The sequence below is a fragment of the Nocardioides nitrophenolicus genome, assembly GCF_016907515.1.
Lineage (GTDB): Bacteria > Actinomycetota > Actinomycetes > Propionibacteriales > Nocardioidaceae > Nocardioides > Nocardioides nitrophenolicus.
In genome coordinates, this window is sequence record NZ_JAFBBY010000001.1 from 3,232,093 (window position 1) to 3,254,161 (window position 22,069).

General features: G+C 72.8%; 25 protein-coding genes. 17 read left to right on the plus strand and 8 right to left on the minus strand.

Annotated features, from left to right (window positions below):
• Positions 1-4 precede the first annotated feature (4 nt).
• Positions 5-2,338, plus strand: a complete 2,334-nt coding sequence (locus JOD66_RS15745) for a sensor histidine kinase (RefSeq protein WP_204837799.1) — start codon at positions 5-7, stop codon at positions 2,336-2,338.
• A gap of 58 nt (positions 2,339-2,396) precedes the next feature.
• Positions 2,397-3,434: a LacI family DNA-binding transcriptional regulator gene (locus JOD66_RS15750; RefSeq protein WP_307823564.1), complete on the plus strand. Its 1,038-nt coding sequence runs from the start codon at positions 2,397-2,399 to the stop codon at positions 3,432-3,434.
• Here the strand turns inward: JOD66_RS15750 and JOD66_RS15755 are convergent.
• The 3 genes from JOD66_RS15755 to JOD66_RS15765 all read right to left on the minus strand — a co-directional run bounded on the left by JOD66_RS15755 (position 3,409) and on the right by JOD66_RS15765 (position 5,756).
• Positions 3,409-4,113 (minus strand): class I SAM-dependent methyltransferase, encoded by a 705-nt coding sequence (locus tag JOD66_RS15755; RefSeq protein ID WP_307823565.1) that lies wholly within the window; start codon positions 4,111-4,113, stop codon positions 3,409-3,411. The two genes, JOD66_RS15750 and JOD66_RS15755, sit on opposite strands and share 26 nt — an antisense overlap.
• Before the next feature lie 173 nt (positions 4,114-4,286).
• Positions 4,287-4,925, minus strand: a complete 639-nt coding sequence (locus JOD66_RS15760; protein ID WP_204837802.1) for a VOC family protein — start codon at positions 4,923-4,925, stop codon at positions 4,287-4,289.
• Positions 4,926-4,994: 69 nt separating this feature from the next.
• A complete protein-coding gene (locus JOD66_RS15765) occupies positions 4,995-5,756 on the minus strand; it encodes a DUF3109 family protein (RefSeq protein ID WP_204837803.1) in 762 nt (253 codons plus the stop codon).
• Between the two features lie 59 nt (positions 5,757-5,815).
• Here JOD66_RS15765 and JOD66_RS15770 point away from each other — a divergent pair, with 59 nt between their 5' ends.
• The 7 genes from JOD66_RS15770 to proC are packed head-to-tail and all read left to right on the plus strand — an operon-like array spanning position 5,816 to position 11,310.
• On the plus strand, positions 5,816-6,754 hold the full coding sequence (locus tag JOD66_RS15770; RefSeq protein WP_204837804.1) for a Ppx/GppA family phosphatase: 939 nt from the start codon (positions 5,816-5,818) through the stop codon (positions 6,752-6,754).
• On the plus strand, positions 6,751-7,569 hold the full coding sequence (locus tag JOD66_RS15775) for a sugar phosphate isomerase/epimerase family protein (protein ID WP_204837805.1): 819 nt from the start codon (positions 6,751-6,753) through the stop codon (positions 7,567-7,569). Before JOD66_RS15770 ends, JOD66_RS15775 begins: the two co-directional genes overlap by 4 nt.
• On the plus strand, positions 7,566-8,156 hold the full coding sequence (locus JOD66_RS15780) for a TetR/AcrR family transcriptional regulator (protein ID WP_204837806.1): 591 nt from the start codon (positions 7,566-7,568) through the stop codon (positions 8,154-8,156). The genes JOD66_RS15775 and JOD66_RS15780 overlap by 4 nt, the downstream gene beginning before the upstream one ends.
• A gap of 39 nt (positions 8,157-8,195) precedes the next feature.
• Positions 8,196-8,909 carry an ABC transporter ATP-binding protein gene (locus JOD66_RS15785; RefSeq protein WP_204837807.1) on the plus strand — a complete coding sequence of 238 codons (714 nt, stop codon included), beginning with the start codon at positions 8,196-8,198 and terminating at the stop codon, positions 8,907-8,909.
• Positions 8,906-9,640, plus strand: a complete 735-nt coding sequence (locus JOD66_RS15790) for an ABC transporter permease (protein WP_204837808.1) — start codon at positions 8,906-8,908, stop codon at positions 9,638-9,640. The genes JOD66_RS15785 and JOD66_RS15790 overlap by 4 nt, the downstream gene beginning before the upstream one ends.
• Before the next feature lie 33 nt (positions 9,641-9,673).
• The gene (locus JOD66_RS15795) at positions 9,674-10,495 is read left to right on the plus strand and encodes a proline dehydrogenase family protein (protein WP_204837809.1); all 822 of its coding nucleotides are present in this window, start codon (positions 9,674-9,676) and stop codon (positions 10,493-10,495) included.
• Complete coding sequence (gene proC / locus JOD66_RS15800) at positions 10,492-11,310, plus strand: pyrroline-5-carboxylate reductase (RefSeq protein WP_307823567.1); 819 nt, start codon at positions 10,492-10,494, stop codon at positions 11,308-11,310. The genes JOD66_RS15795 and proC overlap by 4 nt, the downstream gene beginning before the upstream one ends.
• An 18-nt stretch (positions 11,311-11,328) precedes the next feature.
• On the opposite strand, the gene JOD66_RS15805 is transcribed toward proC, so the two are convergent.
• Positions 11,329-11,901, minus strand: coding sequence for a helix-turn-helix domain-containing protein (locus JOD66_RS15805; RefSeq protein WP_204837810.1), 573 nt, complete (start codon positions 11,899-11,901; stop codon positions 11,329-11,331).
• A gap of 88 nt (positions 11,902-11,989) precedes the next feature.
• Between JOD66_RS15805 and JOD66_RS15810 the strand changes: the two genes are divergently transcribed.
• Genes JOD66_RS15810 through JOD66_RS15825 form a run of 4 tightly spaced genes read left to right on the plus strand, consistent with a single transcriptional unit; the run spans position 11,990 to position 15,823 of the window.
• Positions 11,990-12,754, plus strand: coding sequence for an SDR family NAD(P)-dependent oxidoreductase (locus tag JOD66_RS15810; RefSeq protein WP_204837811.1), 765 nt, complete (start codon positions 11,990-11,992; stop codon positions 12,752-12,754).
• Complete coding sequence (locus tag JOD66_RS15815; protein ID WP_204837812.1) at positions 12,751-13,536, plus strand: SDR family NAD(P)-dependent oxidoreductase; 786 nt, start codon at positions 12,751-12,753, stop codon at positions 13,534-13,536. Before JOD66_RS15810 ends, JOD66_RS15815 begins: the two co-directional genes overlap by 4 nt.
• Before the next feature lie 32 nt (positions 13,537-13,568).
• A complete protein-coding gene (locus JOD66_RS15820; RefSeq protein WP_204837813.1) occupies positions 13,569-14,990 on the plus strand; it encodes an APC family permease in 1,422 nt (473 codons plus the stop codon).
• On the plus strand, positions 14,987-15,823 hold the full coding sequence (locus JOD66_RS15825; RefSeq protein WP_204837814.1) for an alpha/beta fold hydrolase: 837 nt from the start codon (positions 14,987-14,989) through the stop codon (positions 15,821-15,823). Before JOD66_RS15820 ends, JOD66_RS15825 begins: the two co-directional genes overlap by 4 nt.
• Here the strand turns inward: JOD66_RS15825 and JOD66_RS15830 are convergent.
• The 4 genes from JOD66_RS15830 to JOD66_RS15845 all read right to left on the minus strand — a co-directional run bounded on the left by JOD66_RS15830 (position 15,820) and on the right by JOD66_RS15845 (position 18,897).
• Positions 15,820-16,512, minus strand: a complete 693-nt coding sequence (locus tag JOD66_RS15830; protein WP_204837815.1) for an HAD family hydrolase — start codon at positions 16,510-16,512, stop codon at positions 15,820-15,822. The two genes, JOD66_RS15825 and JOD66_RS15830, sit on opposite strands and share 4 nt — an antisense overlap.
• A gap of 32 nt (positions 16,513-16,544) precedes the next feature.
• Positions 16,545-17,501, minus strand: a complete 957-nt coding sequence (gene trpS / locus JOD66_RS15835; RefSeq protein ID WP_204837816.1) for a tryptophan--tRNA ligase — start codon at positions 17,499-17,501, stop codon at positions 16,545-16,547.
• A gap of 353 nt (positions 17,502-17,854) precedes the next feature.
• A complete protein-coding gene (locus tag JOD66_RS15840; RefSeq protein ID WP_204837817.1) occupies positions 17,855-18,463 on the minus strand; it encodes a TetR/AcrR family transcriptional regulator in 609 nt (202 codons plus the stop codon).
• Entirely contained in the window at positions 18,460-18,897 is a 438-nt protein-coding gene (locus JOD66_RS15845) for a hypothetical protein (RefSeq protein ID WP_204837818.1), read from the minus strand. The genes JOD66_RS15840 and JOD66_RS15845 overlap by 4 nt, the downstream gene beginning before the upstream one ends.
• Positions 18,898-19,144: 247 nt before the next feature.
• Between JOD66_RS15845 and JOD66_RS15850 the strand changes: the two genes are divergently transcribed.
• From JOD66_RS15850 to JOD66_RS15865, 4 genes are all read left to right on the plus strand, one after another.
• Positions 19,145-19,360, plus strand: a complete 216-nt coding sequence (locus JOD66_RS15850; RefSeq protein ID WP_204837819.1) for a helix-turn-helix domain-containing protein — start codon at positions 19,145-19,147, stop codon at positions 19,358-19,360.
• 304 nt (positions 19,361-19,664) lie between these two features.
• Positions 19,665-19,766 carry a 30S ribosomal protein bS22 gene (locus JOD66_RS15855; protein ID WP_008356322.1) on the plus strand — a complete coding sequence of 34 codons (102 nt, stop codon included), beginning with the start codon at positions 19,665-19,667 and terminating at the stop codon, positions 19,764-19,766.
• Positions 19,767-19,810: 44 nt separating this feature from the next.
• Entirely contained in the window at positions 19,811-20,872 is a 1,062-nt protein-coding gene (locus JOD66_RS15860) for an NAD-dependent epimerase/dehydratase family protein (RefSeq protein ID WP_204837820.1), read from the plus strand.
• Complete coding sequence (locus JOD66_RS15865) at positions 20,865-22,049, plus strand: lysophospholipid acyltransferase family protein (protein WP_204837821.1); 1,185 nt, start codon at positions 20,865-20,867, stop codon at positions 22,047-22,049. Before JOD66_RS15860 ends, JOD66_RS15865 begins: the two co-directional genes overlap by 8 nt.
• Positions 22,050-22,069: the final 20 nt, after the last annotated feature.

The following is a 22,069-nucleotide window of genomic DNA, read 5'->3' on the forward strand; positions in this document are numbered from 1 at the left end:
CCCCGTGACGACGGTTCCACGGCCGAGCGCCGGCCGGCCGGGAGCGGCGGGCGTCGCTCGCGAGCTGCTGCGTCGTACCGCGCCCTTCGTCCCGGGAGACGGCAGCGCCACCCGGAGCCTGGCGGACTCGATGCAGCGTGCGTTCCTGGTCGGCACCCTCGGCTGGCAGGTGCTGATGGTCGCGGCGGTGTTCGCGGCGCCCGGGCCGGTGTCCCGGCTGCTGCCCCTCCTGGCGGCCCACGTCGCGGCCGTCGTGCTGACCTGGCTGGTGCGCCCGGGCGGGCTGCCGGCCTGGGTCCCGCTGGCGACCACCTACGCGCTGTTCATCGCTGACTGGGCCGTGGCCGACTCGGCCAACGACCCGCTCCTGTTCGCGGCCTGCTGGATGATGAACCTGGCCGGCGCCACGCCGACCTTCCTGCTGCGGGGGCGCTCGGCGCTGCTCGTCCCGGCCGTGGCCTCGGTCGCCGTGACCGGCGCCATGCTGGTGCTCCGGCCGGACCTGGGGCCGGCGCTGCCGGTCTCGGTCCTCTTGACGCAGGTCTCGATCGTGCTGGCGACCAGGATCGCCCAGTCCTACCTCTACGACTTCGCGGCGCTGGCCGACGAGGCGTCCGCGGCCGCGCGGCGGGACCAGGCCGCGGCGGCTGTCCAGGCCGCCGCCAGCCGGGCCTCCGCCGAGGACGCCCGGGTCCTGCACGACACGGTGATCAACACGCTCGCGGCCCTGGCGAGCGGCGGCGCCGCGGTGAGCGACGTCCAGGCCGTGCGGGAGCGCTGTGCCCGTGACATCGCGACGGTGGCCGCGCTGCGCGACGGCGCCGACCCGGACGTCGACGAGAGCCACGGCCTGCGTGCGGCGTCGTACGACACCCGGGTGCGCGTGCATCACCGTGGCCTGAGCGACGAAGACCTGGCGGCGCTCGAGTCCGGGCTTCCTCCGCGGCAGCGGCGAGCGCTCCAGCGAGCGGTGGCCGAGCTGGTGCAGAACGCGGCCAAGCACGCGGGCGTCGACGAGGTCGAGGTGCGCGCGGAGCGGCGTGGCAGCGAGCTGCGCGTCACCGTGGCCGACGACGGGGCCGGCTTCGACGGGCACGTCGGCGCGTCCGGTGGGCTGGCCACGTCGGTGCGGGCGCGGGCGCTCGACGCCGGTGTCGGTGTCGTCATCGACACCGCGCCCGGGGCCGGCACCCGGGTCGCGCTCACCGTCGATGTCGCGGGGGCCGTCGCGTCGCCCGCCCCCGACCCGCAGGGCGACATCGCGGACGTGGTCATGGCACTGCGTCGGCGTGCCTGCCTGCTCTACAGCGTCGGGGTGGCGGTCATCGGCTTCTACCTCGCCGTCGCCAACCATCTCGGCGAGGTGAGCCCCGAGCTCGCGATGGCCGCCCTCGCGCTGCTCGGTGCCGGCCTCGGCTGGCGCAGCACGCGCGTTCACGGGGTGCTCCCGGTGTCGGTGGTGGCCGTGCTGGTCGTCGCGTCCGGGACGGCTTTCGTGCTGTCGGCGGCGGCGGTCGACTACGGCCGGGAGGAGGCGCCGAACTGGCAGGCGGTCGGCGCCACCGGCATGCTCGTGCTGATCGCCGAGTTCGGACGCCGCGCCGCGCTGATCGCGGCCTGCGCGGCGTACGGCGCCGTGGTCCTCACCGTCGCAGCGCTCGTCGCCCGGTCCGACGGGCCGGCCGCGATCATCGTGCTGATGGCCGGGGCCGCGGCGTTCGGGCTGGTCGCCGGCTGGCGTCGGTTCCAGCACATCATCGCGGCCATCGGCGCGGCGGCCGCGGCCGACCAGCACGCGGCCTGGACGGCCCGCACGCGGCTTGCCGAGCGGGAGGCCGCCGACCGATCGCGGGCGCGCTGGCGCGACGCGGGACTGAACCGTTCGCTCGAGCTCCTCGAGACCGCGCGCTCCGCCGACGACCCCGGCGATCCCGCCCTGCGGCCGCGGTTCGCCGCCGAGGAGGCCTACCTGCGCCAGCTCACCCTGCTCCACCCGGACCTGGTGCACGTCGGCCAGTGGTTCGCCCGCGCCCTCAACGATGCCCACGACAACGGGGTCCGCCTCGTCGTGCGCTCGGGCGCCACGGACCTGCCGACCGACCTCGCCGCCGACCTCGGCGGCGTCCTGCTCGCCGCGGTAGCCGATGCGCCGAGCGGCGCCGACCTCACCGTCACGCTCTTCCCCGACCCCGCCGGAGCCCGGCTGACGTTGGTCGGCGCGCATCCGTACGTCGGGGCCGGCGTACGGGCCGCGGCCGGGCCGCTCGGGGCCGCCGCGCGGGTGCGGTCCATCGGGGAGCAGGAGATGGCCGAGATCCTGATCGACCTCTCCGCCTGACCGACCCCTGCCGGGCGGTGGCGGGTGCTCGCGCCAGGCTGCATGGGAGAATCGGGTGGTGGACACCCCCCGCCCACCGGCCACCCTCGCCGACGTCGCCGAGCGGGCCGGCGTCTCCCGGCAGACGGTGTCGAACGCGATCAACAACCCCGACCTGCTGCGTCCCGACACCCTGGCCCGGGTCCAGGACGCGATCGAGCACCTCGACTACACCCCCAACCAGGCCGCTCGCCACCTGCGCACCCGCTCGTCCCACCTGGTCGGGCTGCGGCTCAGCCCGGCGCAGGAGTTCACCGCCAACATGGCGATGGACCGGTTCGTGCACGCGCTGGTCGAGGCCTCGCGCGAGGCGGGCTACCACGTGCTGCTGTTCTCGGGCGGGCGGGTCGCGGAGGGCGAGCTGCCCGACCCCCTCGGTGGGTACGACGACCTGCTCCGCTCCACCGCGGTCGACGCGTTCGTGGTGACCGACACCTATCTCGGCAACCCGCAGACCATCGGTCTCGCGCGGCGCAAGGCGCCGTTCGTGGCGTTCGGCCGGCCCTGGGACGACCCGGGATCGACCCACCCGTGGGTCGACGTCGACGGTGCCGCCGGCATCGCGGCCGCCACCGAGCACCTGCGCGCGCAGGGCCATGAGCGGATCGCCTGGATCGGCTGGCAGCCGGGGTCGAGGATCGGCGAGGACCGGCGCGCGGGCTGGCACCGTGCGATGACCGCGCTCGAGCTGCCGACCGCGGGTCTCGAGGCGGCGGTCGAGGACAGCGTGCTCGCGGGCGGCCGGGCCGCCGCGTCGCTGCTGGAGTCGAGCGCGCCCACGGCGTTCGTCTGCGCGTCCGACACCTTGGCGGTCGGCGTCCTCGGCGCGCTGGCCGACCGCGGTCTCAAGCCCGGCCGCGATGTCGGGGTGGTCGGCTTCGATGACTCGCAGGTCGCCCAGGTGATGGGCCTGACGTCAGTGCGCCAGCCACTGGAGGAGGTCGCGGTGCACCTGGTCGCGGCGCTGCGCGCGCTGCTGGCGCCCGGTCACGTCGCCGAGAGCGGCGTGATGCTCCAGCCGTCGCTGGAGATCAGAACGTCTTCGACCAGAGATTGACCGCGTAGTCGACCTCGAGCCCCTGGTGCTCGGCGAGGACCTGGTCCGCCACCTCGCCCGCGAACTCGATGCGTACGACGGCCTCCAGGTCCGCGCGGGACGCGAACCGCCAGCCCATGTCGACCCGGTCCAGGGTCCACCCGCGCACGCTCCAGAACCGCTCGGTCTCCTCAGGCGCGTCGAGCTGGGGATAGCCCCGCCGGAACCAGCGGCCGAACGTCGAGCGTGAGCCGTCGTTGTCGATGACGAGCGCGACCCCGCCCCGGCGGACGACGCGATCCAGCTCGACCAGGCCCGGCTCGCAGCCACGGCCGAAGAAGTAGGCCCACCGGGCGTGGACGACGTCGACGGAGGCGTCGGGGAGCGGGATCTGCTGCGCCGTGCCCTGCCGGACCTCGGCGTTGGCGACCTGGCGGGTGCGCAGCCGGCGTGCGGCGAGCTTGGCGAGCCCGGCGTGCGGCTCGACGCCGATCACCCGCCCAGCGGTCTCGGCGAAGGCGGGCAGGTGGTAGCCGGTGCCGCAGCCGAGGTCGAGCACGGTGCGGCCGGTCCAGTCGGCCCGCGCCCCCATCGCCGTCCAGAGCCGGCCGTCGGGGTCGGCGGCGCGGTTCTCGAGCTCGTAGGTCGCGGTGTGGTGCCAGATGTTGGGGCTCGGGATGGCCCCGGGGAGCTGCTTCACGGCGAGGTGCATGAGAACGGCCGCGGGGCGGGCGGCTGCGCGCCGCCGGTCGCAGGAACCCGTCGGGCGCCCCGCGTGGTCTGGACTGAGCGGAGCGAGCGAGGAACGAGCGAGCGCAGCGAGGGAAGACCTCGCGCCCAAAGGGCGCCCGACATGCGAGCGGAGCGAGCCAATTAGATGCGTACGATCCCGTTGGGCGTGAGCACCTGCGCGGCGAGGATGCCGGGGGTGCCGTGCGGCGCGACCCACTCGACCTTGACGTCCTCGAGTGGCGCCTCGACGGTCTCGCCGAGCCACTCGCTGACCCGCTGCGGGTCGCCGGCGATCTCGATGCCGGCCAGGGAGACGGTGCCGTCGGCGCCGGTGGAGGGGTGCAGCTCGGTGGGGATGTCCCACTGCAGGAAGAACGGCAGCTGGGGGTCGGCGATGAGGCCGTTGATGCCGATCTGCTTCCAGCGCAGCTCGGTGCCGTCGGGGCGGTGCCGCGAGCCGGGGACGGCCGAGCGGCCGAGGCGCTCCTCGACGATCGCGATGTCGGGGACGGCGACGGCCCAGCCGAGCCAGCCCCCGCCGAGTGCCGAGCGGGCCTTGACGGCCTGGCCGAAGGGGGCCTTGTCGGAGGCGGGGTGGTCGAGCGCCTCGACGACCTCGAGGTAGGTGCCGTCGGTCAGCGGAAGGATCATGTTGCGCGTGCCGAAGCGGGGGTGGACGCCGCCGTCGACGAACTCACGCCCGATCGCCGTACCCAGGCGGGCTGCCGTGCTCGCGAGTCCGTCGGGGCCGGCCGCGTAGGAGAGATGGTCCAGGCGCATGCCAGACATTCTGAGCATGCCGCGAGAGGTCCGACGAATCGGGGTCGTTGTCTCTTGACGTCGAGACGCTCAGCGCGGGTCGGCCGGGTGCAGCGCGAGCGCCGATCGGGAGCGCAGGTGGGCCTCGCAGTGGCGCACCAGCTCGTCGTACGCCTCCTGGCCCATCAGCGCCACCAGCTCGGGCTCGTTGGTGACGTAGACCGGCTCGACGCCGACGTGGGCCTCGGTGTTGCCGGAGCAGTACCAGTCGAGGTCGTGGCCGCCGGGGCCCCAGCCGCGGCGGTCGTACTCGGTGATGGTGACCTCGACGTACGACGTGCCGTCCATCCGCTCGATCTCGCGGAAGGTACGCCGGATGGGCAGCTGCCAGCACACATCGGGCTTGGTCTCGAGCGGGTTGCGGCCGAGCTCGAGCGCGAGGCCGTGGAGCGCGCAGCCGGCGCCGCCGGCGAAGCCGGGCCGGTTGGAGAAGACGCACGAGCGCTGGCCGTCGACCTCGTGCATGCGGGTCTTCCGCTCGCCGTCCTCGTCCTTCTCGACCCAGTCCTTGCGCTTGACGGGGCGGCCGGGGTGGGACTGCCAGTGCGCCGGGGTCAGCTGTTCGACGAAGACCGCGACCCGCTTCTCGTCGGCCTTGTCGGCGAAGTGCGCGCCGAGGGTGCAGCAGCCGACGTCGGGCGAGTCGGCGTAGATGCCGGCGCAGCCGCTGCCGAAGATGCAGGTGAAGGACGACGTGAGCCAGGTGAGGTCGCACTTGAGGACCTCGGACTCGTCGGCCGGGTTGGTGAACTCCACCCACGCACGGGGGAAGTCGAGCGGGACCTCGGGCACTCACCCCACAGTAGTGGTCGTGTGGGCGCGGCCGCATTCGTGGCTAGTACCGTGGACACATGCGTCTGGGCGTGCTCGACATCGGCTCGAACACCGGCCACCTCCTGGTGGTCGACGCCCATGGCGGTGCGGCGCCGCTGCCGGCGTACTCCTACAAGGAGCCGCTGCGGCTGGCCGAGCACCTCGACGACAAGGGCGACGTGTCGCCGACGGGCATCGCCGCGCTGACGGCGTTCACCGCGCAGGCGCTGGTCGTGGCGGAGGAGAAGGGCTGCGAGGAGATGCTCTCGTTCGCCACCTCCGCGGTCCGCGACGCCGGCAACTCCGAGCAGGTGCTGTCCCATGTCGAGAACGAGACCGGCGTACGGATCGCCGTGCTGCCGGGCGAGGACGAGGCCCGGCTGACCTTCCTGGCCGTACGCCGGTGGTTCGGCTGGTCGGCCGGCCGGCTCGCGGTGTTCGATATCGGCGGCGGCTCGCTGGAGATCGCGGCCGGCTCCGACGAGCGCCCCGACGTGGCGTGGTCGCTGCCGCTGGGCGCGGCCCGGCTGGCGCGGGCGGAGTTCGCGGCGCAGCCCGACGAGGAGCAGCTGCGCCAGATCCGGCGCCGGATCCGCGCCGACATCGCCCGCGACGCGGGCCACCTGCTGCGCGCCGGCACGACGCACCGCGCGTCGGCGACGTCGAAGACCTTCCGCTCCCTGGCGCGGATCTGCGGCGCCGCGCCGTCCGCCGACGGCCCGCTGGTGCCGCGGACCCTGCCGCTGGGCGAGCTGCGCCAATGGATCCCCAAGCTGGTGGCGATGACGCCCGAGGAGCTGGCCGCGCTGCCCGGGGTCTCCCCGAGTCGCACCCACCAGATCGTGCCGGGGGCGCTGGTCGCCGAGGCCTGCATGGACATCTTCGACCTGTCCGAGCTGGAGATCTGCCCGTGGGCCCTGCGGGAGGGCGTGATCCTCGAGCGGATCGACAAGCTCAGCGTCAACGACCCGTCATGAGCGAGCGGGGCCGTCCCCGGATCGGGCTCTCCACGAGCTCGGTCTACCCGGAGTCGACGGCCCACGCGTTCGCGTATGCCGCCTCGGTCGGCTACGAGGCGGTCGAGGTGATGGTCGGCATCGACGCGCTGTCGCAGCAGGTCGACGCCGTGCGCCAGCTCTCGGAGCACCACCAGCTGCCGATCAGTGCGATCCACGCCCCCTGTCTGCTGTTCACGCAGCGGGTCTGGGGCGTCGAGCCGTGGGGGAAGCTGGAGCGCTCGGCCGCGATGGCGCGAGCAGTGGGCGCGGAGGTGGTCGTCGTGCACCCGCCGTTCCGCTGGCAGCGGGAGTACGCCCGCGACTTCGTCAACGGCATCGCGGCGCTCGAGGAGTCGTCGGGGATCGCGTTCGCGGTGGAGAACATGTACCCGTGGCGGGCCTCGCGGCGCAGTCTCGAGATGTACCTCCCCGGCTGGGATCCCTCCGCGGAGCCCTATGCCAACACCACGATCGATCTCTCCCATGCGGCGATCGCGCGGTCCGACCCGGTCGCGATGGCCGAGCGGCTCGGCCCGCGACTGCGCCACATCCACCTCACCGACGGCACCGACTCCGCCAAGGACGAGCATCTCGTCCCGGGCCGCGGCGACATCGGCGCGGCGGCGTTCCTGCGCCATCTGGCGGCGACGGGCTTCACGGGCGAGGTCGTGCTCGAGATCAACACCCGGCGCTGTACGACGCGCGAGGAGCGGGAGGCCGATCTGCGCGAGTCGCTGGAGTTCGCGATCGAGCACCTCGCCGCCGTGGCCGTCGACGCCGACGAGGGCTCGTGACCGCCGCCGCGCGCGGCCGGCGCCGGGGCAGCCCCGACACCCGCGCGGCGATCCTCGCCGCGGCCCGGGCCAGGTTCGCGGAGTCCGGCTTCGCCGGTACGTCGATCCGCCGGGTCGCGGGGGACGCGGGCGTGGATCCGGCGCTGGTGCACCACTACTTCGGCTCGAAGGACGACCTGTTCGTGGCCGCGCTCGAGCTGCCGGTCGATCCGAGAGCGGTGCTCGCCGAGCAGGTCGTCGGGCCGGTCGCCGGAGCCGGTGAGCGGCTGCTGCGGGCGCTGATCGGCGTCTGGGACGACCCCGCGGTCCGGCCGGCGCTGCTGGCGATGGTGCGCCGGCTGATCGAGCCCGGTGGCGACGCGCTGTTCCGGGGCGGCTTCCTCCCTGTCGTGCTGGTGCCGCTGGGGGAGGCGCTGGGGATCGATGCGGCCGAGCGGCGGATGCAGCTGGTCGCGAGCCAGGTGATCGGGGTGATCGTGCTGCGCTATGTCGTGCGGGCCGACGCGATCGTCGCGATGGACGTCGACAGCCTGGTGGCGACGTACGCCCCGGTGCTGGACGGCTTCCTCACCGCGCCGCTGCCCTGACCCTTGCGCTCCCACCGGGGGAGGCGCATTATTCAACACATGATGAATTCTGTCGTCGGGATCGCCGGGCTCCGCGTCGTCCGCGGCCGCACGACGGTGCTCGACGGCCTCGACCTCGAGATCGGCCCGGGCGTGACGGGGCTGCTCGGCCCGTCGGGTTGCGGGAAGTCCACGCTGCTGCGCTCGGTCGTGGGGGTGCAGCGGGTCGCCGCCGGCCGGGTGACGGTCCTCGGCGAGCCCGCGGGGAGCGCGCCGCTGCGCGACCGGGTCGGCTACCAGACGCAGTCCTCGAGCGTGTACGACGACCTCACGGTCCGGGAGAACCTCCGCTTCTTCGCCCGGGTGCTCGGCCTGCCTCCCGGCGCGGTCGAGGAGGCGCTGGCGGCGGTGGACCTGACCGGGCACCGTGACGCCGTGGTCGGCCGGCTCAGCGGCGGCCAGCGCTCGCGGGTCGGCCTCGCCGTGGCGCTGCTGGGCAGCCCCGCGCTGCTCGTGCTCGACGAGCCCACCGTGGGCCTGGACCCGGTGCTGCGCCGCGACCTGTGGGCGCTCTTCCACCGCATCGCGGCCTCCGGGACCGCCGTCCTGGTCTCCAGCCACGTGATGGACGAGGCCGAGCGGTGCGACGAGCTGCTCCTCATGCGGGAGGGCCGGATCATCGCGCAGGGCGCGCCCGCCGCGCTCGAGGCGCGGCTCGGCGTACCCGACATCGAGAGCGCCTTCCTGGCGCTGGTCGAGGACGGCGCGGCATGACGCCCCGGGTCACGCTGGCGATCGCCGTCCGGGTGCTGACCCAGCTGCGCCGCGACCACCGCACGCTCGCGATGCTGCTCGTGCTGCCGTGCCTGCTGCAGGCGCTGCTGTGGTGGATCTTCCAGGACCAGCCGCTCGTCTTCGACCGGATCGGCCCGGCGCTGCTGGCGATCTTCCCGTTCTTCGTGATGTTCCTGGTCACCAGCATCACCACCCTCCGGGAGCGCTCGGGCGGCACCCTGGAGCGGCTGTTCACGATGCCGATGGGTCGCCTCGACTTCCTGGTCGGCTACGCCCTGGCCTTCGGTGCGATCGCCGCCGTGCAGGCCGCGCTGGCCGCCGCCGTGGCGATCGGGCTGCTCGACCTCGACCTGCGCGGACCCGACGTGCTGCTCGTCCTGGTGGGCGTCGCCGACGCCGTGCTCGGCACCGCGCTCGGCCTGTTCGTCTCCGCCTTCGCCCGCACCGAGTTCCAGGCCGTGCAGTTCCTGCCCGCGGTGGTGGTGCCGCAGATCCTGCTCTGCGGACTGCTGGTGCCGCGAGACCGGCTGCCGCGGGTGCTCGAGGTGGTCGCCGACGTGCTGCCGCTTACCTGGGCGGTGGACGCGATGGAGCATCTCGCCACCACCACCCGCACCGGTGCGGTGTGGCGCGACGTCGGCGTCGTGGTGGCGTTCGCGCTCGCCGCCCTGGCGCTCGGCGCGGTGACCCTCCGGCGGCGTACCGACTGATCGAGGTCACCGGAAGGCCCGTACTTTTGGGGCATGCGACCGCTCCGGGACACCCTGACGCTGCTGTCGCGCACCAGCCCCGGACGTCGCCTGCTGCGTCAGGTGGTGGCCGGCGAGCGGGTCGAGGACGTGGTGCGGGTCGTCGGTGAGCTCCGGGCCGCGGGCTTCGTTGCCGGTGTCGAGCGACTCGGCGAGCCGACCGGCTCCGTGGTCGCGGAGCACCTCACGTTGATCGACCGGCTCTCCGACGCCGGCCTCGCGGCGGGCACCGACATCACGATCGGCGCGTGCTCCCTCGACGAGGCCCGCAGGATCTGCCGGGCCGCCCTCGGCGCGGGCGCGACCGTGACGACAGGGGCGGACATCGCCGACGTCGACGTGCGGCTGGCCCTGGTCGCGGCCGTGCGCGCGGAGCTCCCCGGAATGGGAGTGGAGCTGAACGCGGCCCTCCCGCGCACCGAGGCCGACTGCCGCGCGCTGGCCGGACCGGGCATGCGGGTTCGTCTCGTACGCGGCGCGGGCAAGGACGCGGCGGAGACCGACAAGGCCTATGTGCGCTGTCTCAAGGTGCTGCTCGGCGGTGCCGGGCATCCGGTCGTCGCGACCCACGACCCGCGGCTGATCGAGATCGCGATCGCCCTGGCGAGCAGGTACGGCCGGGCGCCGTCGACGTACGAGATCCAGCTGCCGTACGGCGTCCGCCGCACCGAGCAGCGCCGGCTGGCGGCGAGCGGGGAGCAGGTCCGGGTCCGGCTGGCCTACGGCCCCGAGTGGCACCGGTACCTGATGGGGCGGGTGGCGGAGCGTCCCGCCGACCTGAGACTCTTCGTCACGTCGTTGGTCTCCGGAAGGTGAGTGAGCAGGGCGTGGGCGAGAAGCGGACCGCCGTCATCGGCGCGGGAGTGATGGGGGAGACCCTGCTGTCGGGCCTGATCCGGGCCGGCCGGAGCGCCGACGCGCTCGTGGTCGTCGAGAAGCGGGCCGAGCGGGCCGCCGAGCTCGCCGAGAAGTACGGCGTCCGGGTCGTCGACGACGTCACCGCCGCCGGCGCCGCCGACACCGTGCTGCTGGTCGTCAAGCCGCAGGACATGGCCGACGTGCTCGCCGAGCTGGCTCCGGCGCTGCGTCCGGGCCAGCTCCTGGTCTCCCTCGCCGCCGGCATCACCACCGGCTTCGTCGAGGCCCGGGTGCCCGACGGCGTCGCCGTGGTCCGGGTGATGCCCAACACCCCCGCCCTCGTCGACCAGGGCATGGCCGCCATCTCGCCCGGCACCCACTGCGACGACAGCCACCTCGCCGAGGCCGAGGAGCTGATGGCCTCGGTCGGCCGGGTGGTCCAGGTCCCGGAGAAGCAGCAGGACGCGGTCACGGCGATCAGCGGCTCCGGGCCGGCGTACGTCTTCTTCGTGGTCGAGTCGATGATCGAGGCCGGCGTCCACCTCGGGCTCCCCCGCACCATCGCCCAGGAGCTGGTCGTGCAGACCCTGGTGGGCTCGGCGACCATGCTCCGCGAGACCGGCGAGCACCCCGCGGTGCTGCGCGAGCAGGTCACCTCGCCCGCCGGTACGACGGCCGCGGCGCTGCGCGAGCTCGAGGTGCACCGGGTGCGCGCGGCCTTCCTCGCGGCCCTGGAGGCCGCGCGGGACCGCTCGCGCGAGCTGGGCAGCTGAGCCTCGGCACGGTGCCGGTCACCACGCCGGGGGCGTGTTGACGTGAAGGGTGACCGAGTCTCCGGCTAGGGCCTCCCAGCGGTGAGGGCTCTCGCTGCTGTGCCAGATGCTGTCGCCCTCGGCGAGCTCGTGCACCTCGCCGGAGACGAAGTAGCGCACCCTGCCGGCGACCACGAAGACGATCTCCTCGCCCGCGTGGCCGAAGGCCTCGAACCGGCCGCTGCCTGCCTCGGTCCGGTACAGCGTCGCCTGGAGCGCGGCGCCGGCGCGGGGGATGAGGGTCTCGGCGCGCGCCTGGAGCCCGCCGTTGGCCTCGGCCTCCAGCGCCGGGCCCTCGCCGCTGCGCATCACGAGGGGCTTGGGGCCGGTCTCGCGCTGGAGGAGGTCGACGATCTCGATGTTCCAGAAGCTGGCGATCTTGCGCAGGTTGTCGACCGTCACGCCCGTCTGGCCGCGTTCGAGGCGGCTGAGGAAGGACTCGGTGAGGCCCACGCCCCGCGCGAGCTCCGCGAGGGACTGCCCGTGCGACTGACGCAGTCCGCGGATGCGTCGTCCGAGCTCGATGGCGTCCTCGTCGTCATGGCCGGTCACCGTCCCAGTATCGCCTACTTGAGCAAGGTGCAAACAGCTTGCATGGAGAGTCTTGACCTCTATGCAAGTTACTTGCACCATATGCAACATGAATCGATTCGAGGGCCAGGTCGCCCTAGTCACGGGAGGGGCGTCCGGCATCGGTCGGGCGACCGGCGACCGGCTCGCCGACGAGGGCGCACGGGTCTGGGTGCTCGACCGCGACGGCCAGCAGGCGCGCGCCGCCGCCGACGAGATCCACGCGGCCGGAGGATCGGCCGAGGCCGCCGAGCTCGACGTCACCGATGCCGATGCCTTCGACGGACTCGTCCGCGAGATCCTCGGCCGCGAGGGGCGCATCGACGTCCTGGTGAACAACGCGGGCGTGACGCTGGCCGGAGCGGTCTGGGAGACGACCTCCACGGACTGGGCCCAGGTGATCGGCGTCAACCTCACCGGGGTCTTCAACGGGATCAGGACGGTCATCCCGGCGATGATCGAGTCCGGCCGAGGCGCGATCGTCAGCACGTCGTCGGACGCCGGACTCGTCGGCTGGCCCGGCCAGGCGGCCTACTGCGCGAGCAAGAGCGGCGTGCTCGGGCTGACTCGGGCCTCGGCCATGGACGCCGCCGCGCACGGTGTGCGGGTCAACGCCGTCTGCCCCGGGTTCACCCGCACTCCCTTGGTCGAACGATGGATCGCCGAGTGCCCGGACCCCGCCGAGGCGTTGCGGGAGATCGCGGCCGAGCAGCCGCTGGGCCGGGTGGCCGACCCCTCGGAGATCGCGGCCGCCATCGCCTTCCTCGCCTCCGACGAGGCGGGATTCATCACCGGTGTCGCCTTCCCGGTCGACGGTGGGGTGACGGCGCGATGACGACCGACGACCGCCCCCGGCGGACGGCACGCCTCGGCGACAAGGTCGCTCTCGTCACGGGAGCGGCGCAGGGCATCGGGGCGGCGGTCGCCGGCCTCTTCCTGGCCGAGGGCGCCAGGGTCGCCTGCGTCGATCTCAACGCCGACCGGCTTCGGGAGACCTGGCGGGAACCGCACGACGACCGGATGATCACCATCGCGGCCGACGTCTCCGTCGAGCGGGACGTCGTGCGCGCGGTGACGGCGACCGCCGACGCCTTCGGCACGGTCGACATCCTGGTCAACGTCGCGGGTGTCGCCGGTCCTCAGTCGGCCGCGGGCGAGACGCTGGTCGAGGACTGGGACCAGACCCAGGCGGTCAACCTGCGCGGAACCTTCCTCACGGTCAAGCACTGTCTTCCCCACCTGGTCGAGCGACGCGGCTCCATCGTCAACATCGCCTCGGCGCTGGCGCTGGTCGGCTGGCCGCAGGAGACGGCCTACGGCCCCTCGAAGGCGGGGGTCGTCCAGTTCACCCGTGGCGTCGCGCTCGACTACGCGCCGTACGTGCGCTCCAACTGCGTCTGTCCCGGCGCCGTGCGCACGCCGATGATCACCGAGGTGCTCGAAGGTCATCCCGATCGCGAGCGGGCGCTCGCCGAGTACGGCTCCATCCACCCGCTCACGGGTCGGCTCGCCGAGCCGATCGAGATCGCTCAGGCGGTCCTCTTCCTCGCGTCGGACGACGCCTCCTTCGTCACCGGTGTCGCGTTGCCGGTCGACGGCGGATTCACCGCTGCCTAGATCTCCAGCAGCCTCCACGAAAGGCAATCCGCATGTCTGCCAAGGATGAGTCCACCCACGGCTTGCCCAGCGGCGCGCTCGGCGTCGTCGGCATCGTCGTCATGTCAGCGGTCCTCATGGGACCGGCCATCTCCTTGTTCTTCAACAGTCCGGTCATGGCCGCCTCCGCCGGCGCGGCACTGCCGCTCGCGTTCCTGGCGTCGATGGTCGGGATCCTGTTCACGGCATACGCCGTGGCCCAGTACGCCGCCAAGGTCGCCTCGGCCGGCTCCTTCTACGGCTTCGTGCAGCGCGCGGCCGGCTCACGCGTCGGCTTCCTGGTCGGCTGGTCCACCTTCGGCGCCTACTTCGGCGCGACCATCGGTGGCGGCCTGATCACCGGCGCCTTCCTGTCCTCGATCATCGAGGCCGACTTCGGCGTGAGCGTCTCCTACTTCTGGTGCGCGTCGGTCGTCTTCGTGCTGACGGTCGCGCTCTCGATCCGCGGGATCAAGCTCTCCGAGCGCTTCAGCATCGTGATGCTGGCCGTCGAGCTCGTCGCGATCGCGGTCGTCATCGGCGCGATCTTCCTCCAGGGCGGGGCGGAGGGCTTCAGCGCCGCTCCGTTGGACCTCGGCGACAGCAGTCTCTCGGGCATCCGGCTCGCGATGGTGTTCGGCGTGCTGTCCTTCGTCGGGTTCGAGATCTCGGCGACCCTGGCTGAGGAGACCCGCAACCCGCTGCGCAGCGTGCCCATCGCCGTCCTGGGCTGCACCGTCGTCGTCGGCGTGATCTACATCGTCGGCAGCTATGCCGTGGTCATCGGCTACGGCCCGTCGAACATCGACCAGCTGGCCACGGACGCATCGTCGTTCGACACGCTCGCTCGTCAGTACGCCGGTCCGATCCGCCCACTGGTCGACCTGATTCTCATCAACTCGCTCATCGGCGCGGAGATCGCGGTGGTCAACAGCTTCGCCCGGGTGGCCTTCGCGCTCGGCCGCGAGGGCGTGATCCCCGCGGTGTTCGGTCGGATGAGCCGGCGCCACCGGACGCCGCAGGTCGCCCTCGTCACCGGCGGCGCGGCCGGCGTGATCTCGGCCCTGCTGCTGTCGCTGGGCCACGTCGACGGGCTCACCGCCTACACCTACGTGTCGACGCCCGCCAGCCTGCTGCTGATCCTGGTCTTCATCGCGTCGAACCTCTGTCTCGCGCGCTTCTACCGACGGCAGCACCACGACGAGTTCCGCGTGCTGAAGCACGTCGTCGTGCCGGTCGCCGGCTCCCTGGTGCTGGTGATCCCGTTGGCAGCGCAGTTCTATCCCGCGCCGCCGGCGCCGCTGAACCAGCTGCCGCTCTACGCTGCTGCGTGGATCGCCATCGGCGTCGTCGTCCTGCTCGTCAACCGTCGTCGCATCGGCGCGCTCGACGCCCCGTTCGGCGCGGACGAGGAGCCTGAGGAGGCAACCCGATGACCACGAAGCACCACCGGCTGCCGGACGGGACGCGCCTCGCCTACACCGAGGCCGGCGCGGGCCGCGCGGTCGTCCTGCTCCACGGCGTGCTCGGCTCGCGACGCTTCTACGAGCGGAACATCGACGCGCTCGCGCAGCGGTTCCACGTGTTCGCCCTCGACTTCCGCGGCCACGGCGACTCCAGCGACAGCCAGGGCGGCAACACGGTCGCGCAGTACGCGCGCGATCTCGAGCACTTCCTGAGCAGCCACGGCCTGGAGGACGCCGTGGCCGTCGGCTGGTCGATGGGCAACTTCGTGATCTGGGAGTACCTGACCCAGGCCGCGGGCTCGAGCCGCATCGCCGCCCAGATCTGTGTGTCCCAGGGGCCGATGGACCTGAAGGCCGACGGCTGGGAGCACGGCTTCACCGACCGCCACGGCCTGCGCGACATGATCAGGTCGGCACAGGACGACTACCGCGCGGTGTGTGCCGAGGTGGCGACGATCTTCACCAAGGAGCTGCCGTCGGAGGCGGACCAGGCGTGGATGGTCGAGGAGGAGCTCAAGCTGCTCCCGAACACCGCGGCCTGCATCCTGGCGGACCAGACGCAGCGGGACTACCGAGCGGTCCTCGCCGACCTCACGCTGCCGATCCTGGCGGTGTGGGGGAGCGACGAGAAATGCCTCCCGGTCGCGGCCGGCGTCTGGCTGGCCGAGACCGCGAAGAACGCCGAGCTGGTCGTCTTCGAGGACAGCGGGCACATGCCGATGTGGGAGGAGGCCGACCGCTTCAACCGGCTCGCGTCGGACTGGATCGCCGCGCTCGACCGACAGGTCCCGGACAGGTCTTAGGCCACCTCGGCGAGGCCGCGAACGGCCGTCACGCGGACGCCGGCCCGGCGCGCGTCGTAGCGTCCGTGGCGGTCGAGCAGCCGCGCCTGCAGGCCCGCCCGCTGCGCGCCGACCACGTCATGACGCAGCGAGTCACCGACCATCAGCGTCGCCCCGGGGTCGGCGCCGAGGGCGGCGCAGGCGGTGAGATAGGAGCGCGGGTCGGGCTTGGCGGCGGGCAGCGCGGACGAGGCGAAGACGGGCACGTCGGGGCGGAGCAGGCCGGTGCGGCGCAGCTTCTCGGTCTGGACGGGAAGCTGGCCGTTGGTGAGGACGCCGACCGCCAGCCCAGCCGCGCGGGCCCGGGCGATGGCCGCCGCGGCGTCGTCGAAGGCCCGCCAGGCGGCGCGGTAGCAGCCGAGGAAGCCGGCGTAGACGTCGTCGGCGAGCGCGTCGTCGGCGAGGTCCCAGCCCGGCAGGAAGTCGCGGATCCGGGCCCGGCGGTGCTCGACGTAGCTGACCTCGCCGCGCTGGGCGCGCTCGTAGTGGCGGGCCTCGAGCACGAACCAGCGCTCGACATGGGCCTCCAGCTCGGCCGGCGTCTGGGCCAGGCCGAGGCCGGCGAGCCACGCCCGCAGGCCGCGCTCGGAGGCGCCGCGGTGGTCGACGAGGGTGTCGTCCAGGTCGAGGAGCAGGGCCTGGAGCGTCATGCGGTGCAGTCTGCCAGCGGCCGCCGACAGGGCTACAACCCCATCGCGCTCCTCGCCGCGGCGAGCACGGGCGCGGTCACCGCCCGGCAGCGCTCCGCCCCACGGGCGTACACCTCGGTCACGTGGACCGGGTCCGCGGCGAGGGCCCGATACCGATCCTGGAGCGGCTCGAGCTCAGCCACAACGGCGTCGGTGACGGCCGCCTTCAGCGCACCGTAGGTGGTGATCCCGTCGGGGGAGCCGCCGCAGGCGGTGAGGATCTCGAGGAGGTTCGTGACGCCGGGCTTCGCGGCCCGGTCGGGACGCACGGCGCCCGGGCCGGTGTCGGAGTCGGTCACCGCCCGCGCGACCTTCCGGCGTACGACGTCGGGCGGGTCGAGCAGCGCGATCGAGCCCGCGTCGGGCCCGGACTTGCTCATCTTGCGGGTCGGGTCGGCCAGGTCCATCACCCGGGCGCCGGCCGCAGGCACGGTGATCTCGGGGAGCGTGAACACCTCGCCGTAGGTCGTGTTGAAGCGCAGGGCTAGGTCGCGGGTGAGCTCGATGTGCTGGCGCTGGTCGTCGCCGACCGGCACCTGGGTGGGCCGGTAGAGCAGGATGTCGGCGGCCATCAGCACCGGGTAGGTGAACAGCGAGGTGCGCACCGACTCCTGGCGGCGCGACTTCTCCTTGAACTGGATCATCCGGCCGAGCTCGCCGGTGGTGGCGACGCACTCCAGCAGGTACGACAGCTCCGCGTGCGCCGGCACCTGGCTCTGCCGGAACAGGGTGCTGGCGTCGAGCCCCGCGGCGAGCAGCAGCGTGGACTGCTCGGCGATCGCCGCACGCAGGTCCTCCGGGGAGCGGGGCGTGGTGAGGGCGTGCAGGTCGGAGATGCCGTAGAAGCAGTCGGCGTCGGCCTGGGCGGCCCGCATCGGGCGCAGCGCGCCGAGCAGGTTGCCGAGGGTGAGCCGCCCGCTGGGCGTCAGCAGGGAGAGGCGTCGGGACATGGTGGAGCTCCTGGGTGAGGGCCCACGGGCGCCGGAGCAGGTCCGGAGAGGCACGACGGCCGCCCGTGGGCGGCCGGTGAGGGGAGGTGTCGAGGGGCGGCCGCCGTCAGGCGGGCCACCAGCAGCGGTTCATCGGGTTCGACACGTCACGATCATCGCACGGTGGGGCGGGGGCGGGTCGGGGTCGGAGTCGGGGTCGGGGCGGGCTTGTAACACGCAGTTCGCCGCTCTACCGGGCCCGAGACGTCGCGAAACCGCGCCCGTACGGGTCGGATACAGCCGGCACGGGGAGGGAAGGGCCGCGAACGACGTGTTACAGCCGACGCGGGTCCGGGACACCAGCAGACTGCGTGTTACAGCGCGGCGAGCTCCGGCACTACCTGGCCCGGCGGGGTGAGCAGGCCGAGCATGGTCGCCGCGATGGCGGTGGCGCCCTGGTCGGGGGCCAGGTCGCCGGCGTACACCGAGGCCGCCGCGGCGTGGGTCACCGTGTGCATGGTCGTCAGCAGCCACGACACCGGGAGATCGGTGCGGAACCGGCCCTGGTCGCGCCCGGCCTCGAGCAGTCGGCGTACCCGCTCGCGCGGCTCGTGGTGGGCGGCGTCCATCTCGGCGGCCGGCAGGCTCTGGTCGGCGGCGACGACGAGCGCGCCGTAGCGCAGCGTGACCTGCCAGGTCGCCTCGATCAGCCGGACCAGCGCGGCCGCCGGGTCACCGGAGAGGTCGACATCGCGCACCGACGCCTCCGAGTCCCGCATCGCCCGGGCGACGACGGCCGCCACCAGCACCCCGCGGCTCTCGAAGTGGCCGTAGAGAGTCACCCGTCCGACGCCGGCGGCCTTGGCGATGTCGTTGACGCTGGCGTCGGGATCCCGGGCCAGGGTCGCCGTGGCGGCGTCGAGGATCGCCTCCACGTTGCGGCGCGCGTCGGCGCGCTGGGGACGGTCGGTACGGGTCGTCACGAGGCCATCATGGTCGCGCTCCGGTCGCGGCGGCGCGGGGCGTGGCACCCGGCGTACTCCTCCCAGCGCCAGGCCATCGCGGCCAGCATCAGCACGAACATCGCCACGTGGCCGACCACCATCAGTCCACCGGCGTCCAGTACGCCGGTCCAGTAGAGGGGGAGCGCGACCGCGAAGCCGGCGTACATCACCGCGCACATCTCGGCGATCGGCGCCCAGCGGTGGCCGCGCACGCGCATCCAGCCGGCCATCGGGAGCGCCATCGTGGTCGCCATGACCAGCGTCTCGACGCTCACCGAGCGCAGCCACGAGCCGTCGCCGGCGGCGCCGGTCGCGAGCAGCCACACCGGCCAGAGCACGGCCATGCCGATCAGCATGGCGGCCACCATCTCGCCGTAGTGCAGGGCGAACCTGCGGATCCGTCGGCTGGTCATCGGACACCTCCCGGAATCATCTCGAACATGGATGTTCAAGATCATAAGTTGAACAGTAATGTTCGACAAGGAGTCGGGTCGATCGTCCCGGGAGTTCTGGCGGTCAAGCCGACACGCCGGAGCGGGAAAGTTTCACTGATCAATCTCTTCCCCACGAGTCACATCTGGCCCTATTCTCACGCAAGTGGCGTCCGGCGGATCACAGCTGGGGAAGGCGGTGACCCCGGGCGCGGAAAGTTGGTGTGTCATGGCTCCTTCGTCGCGCGAGCGCGCCGAGTCCCTTCCGGACCCGAAGTTCCTCACCATCGCCGAGGTCGCCTCGGTCATGCGGGTCTCCAAGATGACCGTCTACCGGCTCGTCCACGGCGGCGAGCTTCCGGCCGTGCGGGTGGGTCGCTCGTTCCGGGTCACCGAGGAAGACGTCAACGAGTACCTGCGCAAGTCGTTCTACTCCGCAGGCTGAGTCGGCGGGGTGGTTTCGCCGGGTGCAGGAATCGCCGGTTGACCGATTGTTCCTGCACTTGACGGGCTCTTCTTGCACTTGACGGGCGTTGCAACGGCCGACAAGTGACGGTTTCGCCGGTCGACCGGCGATTCCGTCACCCGGCTGAGCCCCCGAGTCCCGCGGTGCGATCTTCATCCCATCTCCCGCGCTGATTCACCGCGCTCACGAGCCTGCGGATAGGCTGACCCGGTGCTCCGGGGTCCCCGGGGCGTCGTACGTCACGCCGAGCGCCACCGCGCCCGGCGCTCTGGAGAGGTTCCACGTGGGTTCAGTCATCAAGAAGCGCCGCAAGCGCATGGCGAAGAAGAAGCACCGCAAGCTGCTCAAGAAGACGCGCGTCCAGCGTCGCAAGCTCGGTAAGTGACCCGAGCCGACCAGTAGCTTCCTGATTCCGAGGAGTCGGTGGAGATGGGTGCCGGACGCACGGTCCTGGTCACGGGGGTCTCGCGAGACCTCGGCCGCACCCTTGCGCGCACCCTGGCCACCGACCCCGGGATCGACCGGGTCGTCGGTGTCGACGTCGTCCCCCCGCGGGGCGATCTCGGCGACGTCATGTTCGTGCGCGCCGACATTCGCAACCCGGTCATCGCGAAGGTCATCGCGAAGGAGGACGTCGACACCGTCGTCCACATGAGCGTGATCGCGACCCCCGGCTCCGCCGGTGCCCGAGGCACCATGAAGGAGCTCAACGTCATCGGGACGATGCAGCTCCTCGCCGCCTGCCAGAAGGCCGAGGGGCTGCGCACCCTGGTCGTGAAGTCCTCGACGACGGCGTACGGCGCCAGCAGCCGCGACCCCGCCATGTTCACCGAGGACATGGAGCCGCGCCGTCCGGCCCGCACGGGCTACGCCAAGGACGTCGCGGAGGTCGAGCAGTACGTCCGTGGCTTCGCCCGCCGGCGGCCGGACGTGACGACCACGCTGCTGCGCTGCGCCAATGTCATCGGGCCGCGCGTGGTGAGCCCGCTGGCGTCGTACTTCCGGCTGCCGGTCATCCCCACCGTGCTGGGCTTCGACCCGCGCCTGCAGTTCCTGCACGAGAGCGACCTGAGCCGGGTGCTGCGCCATGCCGTCCAGGCCGACGTCGCCGGCACTTTCAACGTCGCCGGCGACGGCCTGCTGATGCTCTCCCAGGCGCTGCGTCGCTCCGGGCGACCCAATGTCGCCGTCCCGGGCGTCGCCTTCGGCGGCCTCGGCTCGGTCCTCAAGTCCGTACGCCGAGCCGACCTATCGCCCGAGCTGGTCGCCTTCTTGACCTACGGCCGCGGGGTCGACACGACCCGGATGCGCAGCGAGCTCGGCTTCGAGCCCCATTACTCCACGGCCTCGGCGTTCGCCGAGTTCGCCGCCTCCCTCCCGCCCGGCTCGCGTCGCACCGACCGGGTGCTCGGCGCGCTCGCCGAGCGTCTCCCCGCGGTCGACGACGACCGTCCCGCCCAGCTCACCCTCGCTGGAGGCACGGATGGCTGACGCCGAGATCATCCCGATCGGCACCCGCGGCCAGCCCGGCCGCGGCACCGGCAAGCGGCCCTCGGCCGCGGCCCGCGGGCTCGCGCCCAAGGCCAGTACGCCGCGCAAGACTCCGGCCAAGAAGCCGGCTCCGAAGGCCGAGCCCACTCCCGCGGCGGAGCCGCCGGTCGACGAGACCCCCGTGGTCGAGACGCCGTCCCTGCTCGACCCGCCCGCCGACGTACCCGAGGCGCCGCTGGTGGCGGCGGCCCGCACCCAGGAGCGTGGCGCGAGCCCGCTCACCGGGATCCCGGTGGGTGACTGGCTGGCCGGCTTCCAGCACGCCAGCAAGGAGCTGTTCGGCGAGCAGTGGGAGCCCCAGCTGGCCCGCTTCCTCGCGTTCCTGCGGCGCCGGGTGACCGGCGACTACACCGTCGACGAGTACGGCTTCGACGCCGAGGTGACCGAGCGCTTCTTCATGGCCGCGCTGCGGCCGGTGGCGCAGAAGTGGTTCCGGATCGAGGTCCGCGGCATCGAGAACATCCCGACCGAGGGCGGCGCCCTGGTCGTCTCCAACCACTCCGGCACCATCCCGGTCGACGGCCTGATGACGATGGTGTCGATCCACGACCACACCGGCCGGTTCCTGCGCCCGCTCGGCGCCGACCTGGTGTTCCGGCTGCCCGTGGTGGGCTCGGTGGCCCGCAAGGGCGGCGCCACCCTGGCCTGCAGCGAGGACGCCGAGCGGATGCTGCGTGGCGGCGAGCTGGTCGGCGTGTGGCCCGAGGGCTTCAAGGGGATCGGCAAGCCGTTCTCCGACCGCTACAAGCTGCAGCGCTTCGGGCGGGGCGGCTTCGTCTCGGCGGCGCTGCGCACCGGCGTCCCCATCGTGCCGCTGTCGGTGGTCGGCGCCGAGGAGATCTACCCGCTGGTCGGCAACATCCCGTCGCTGGCGAGGCTGCTCGGGGTGCCCTACATCCCGATCACACCGTTCTTCCCGCTGCTCGGCCCGCTCGGGCTGGTGCCGCTCCCGTCGAAGTGGCTGCTGGAGTTCGGCGAGCCGATCCGCACCGACGAGTACGACGACGGCGCGGCCGAGGACCCGATGCTGGTGTTCAACGTGACCGACCAGGTCCGCGAGACCATCCAGCAGACGCTCTACAGCCTGCTCATGCAGCGGGAGTCGGTCTTCCGCTGAGCGAGCGCGGACGGGGAGTC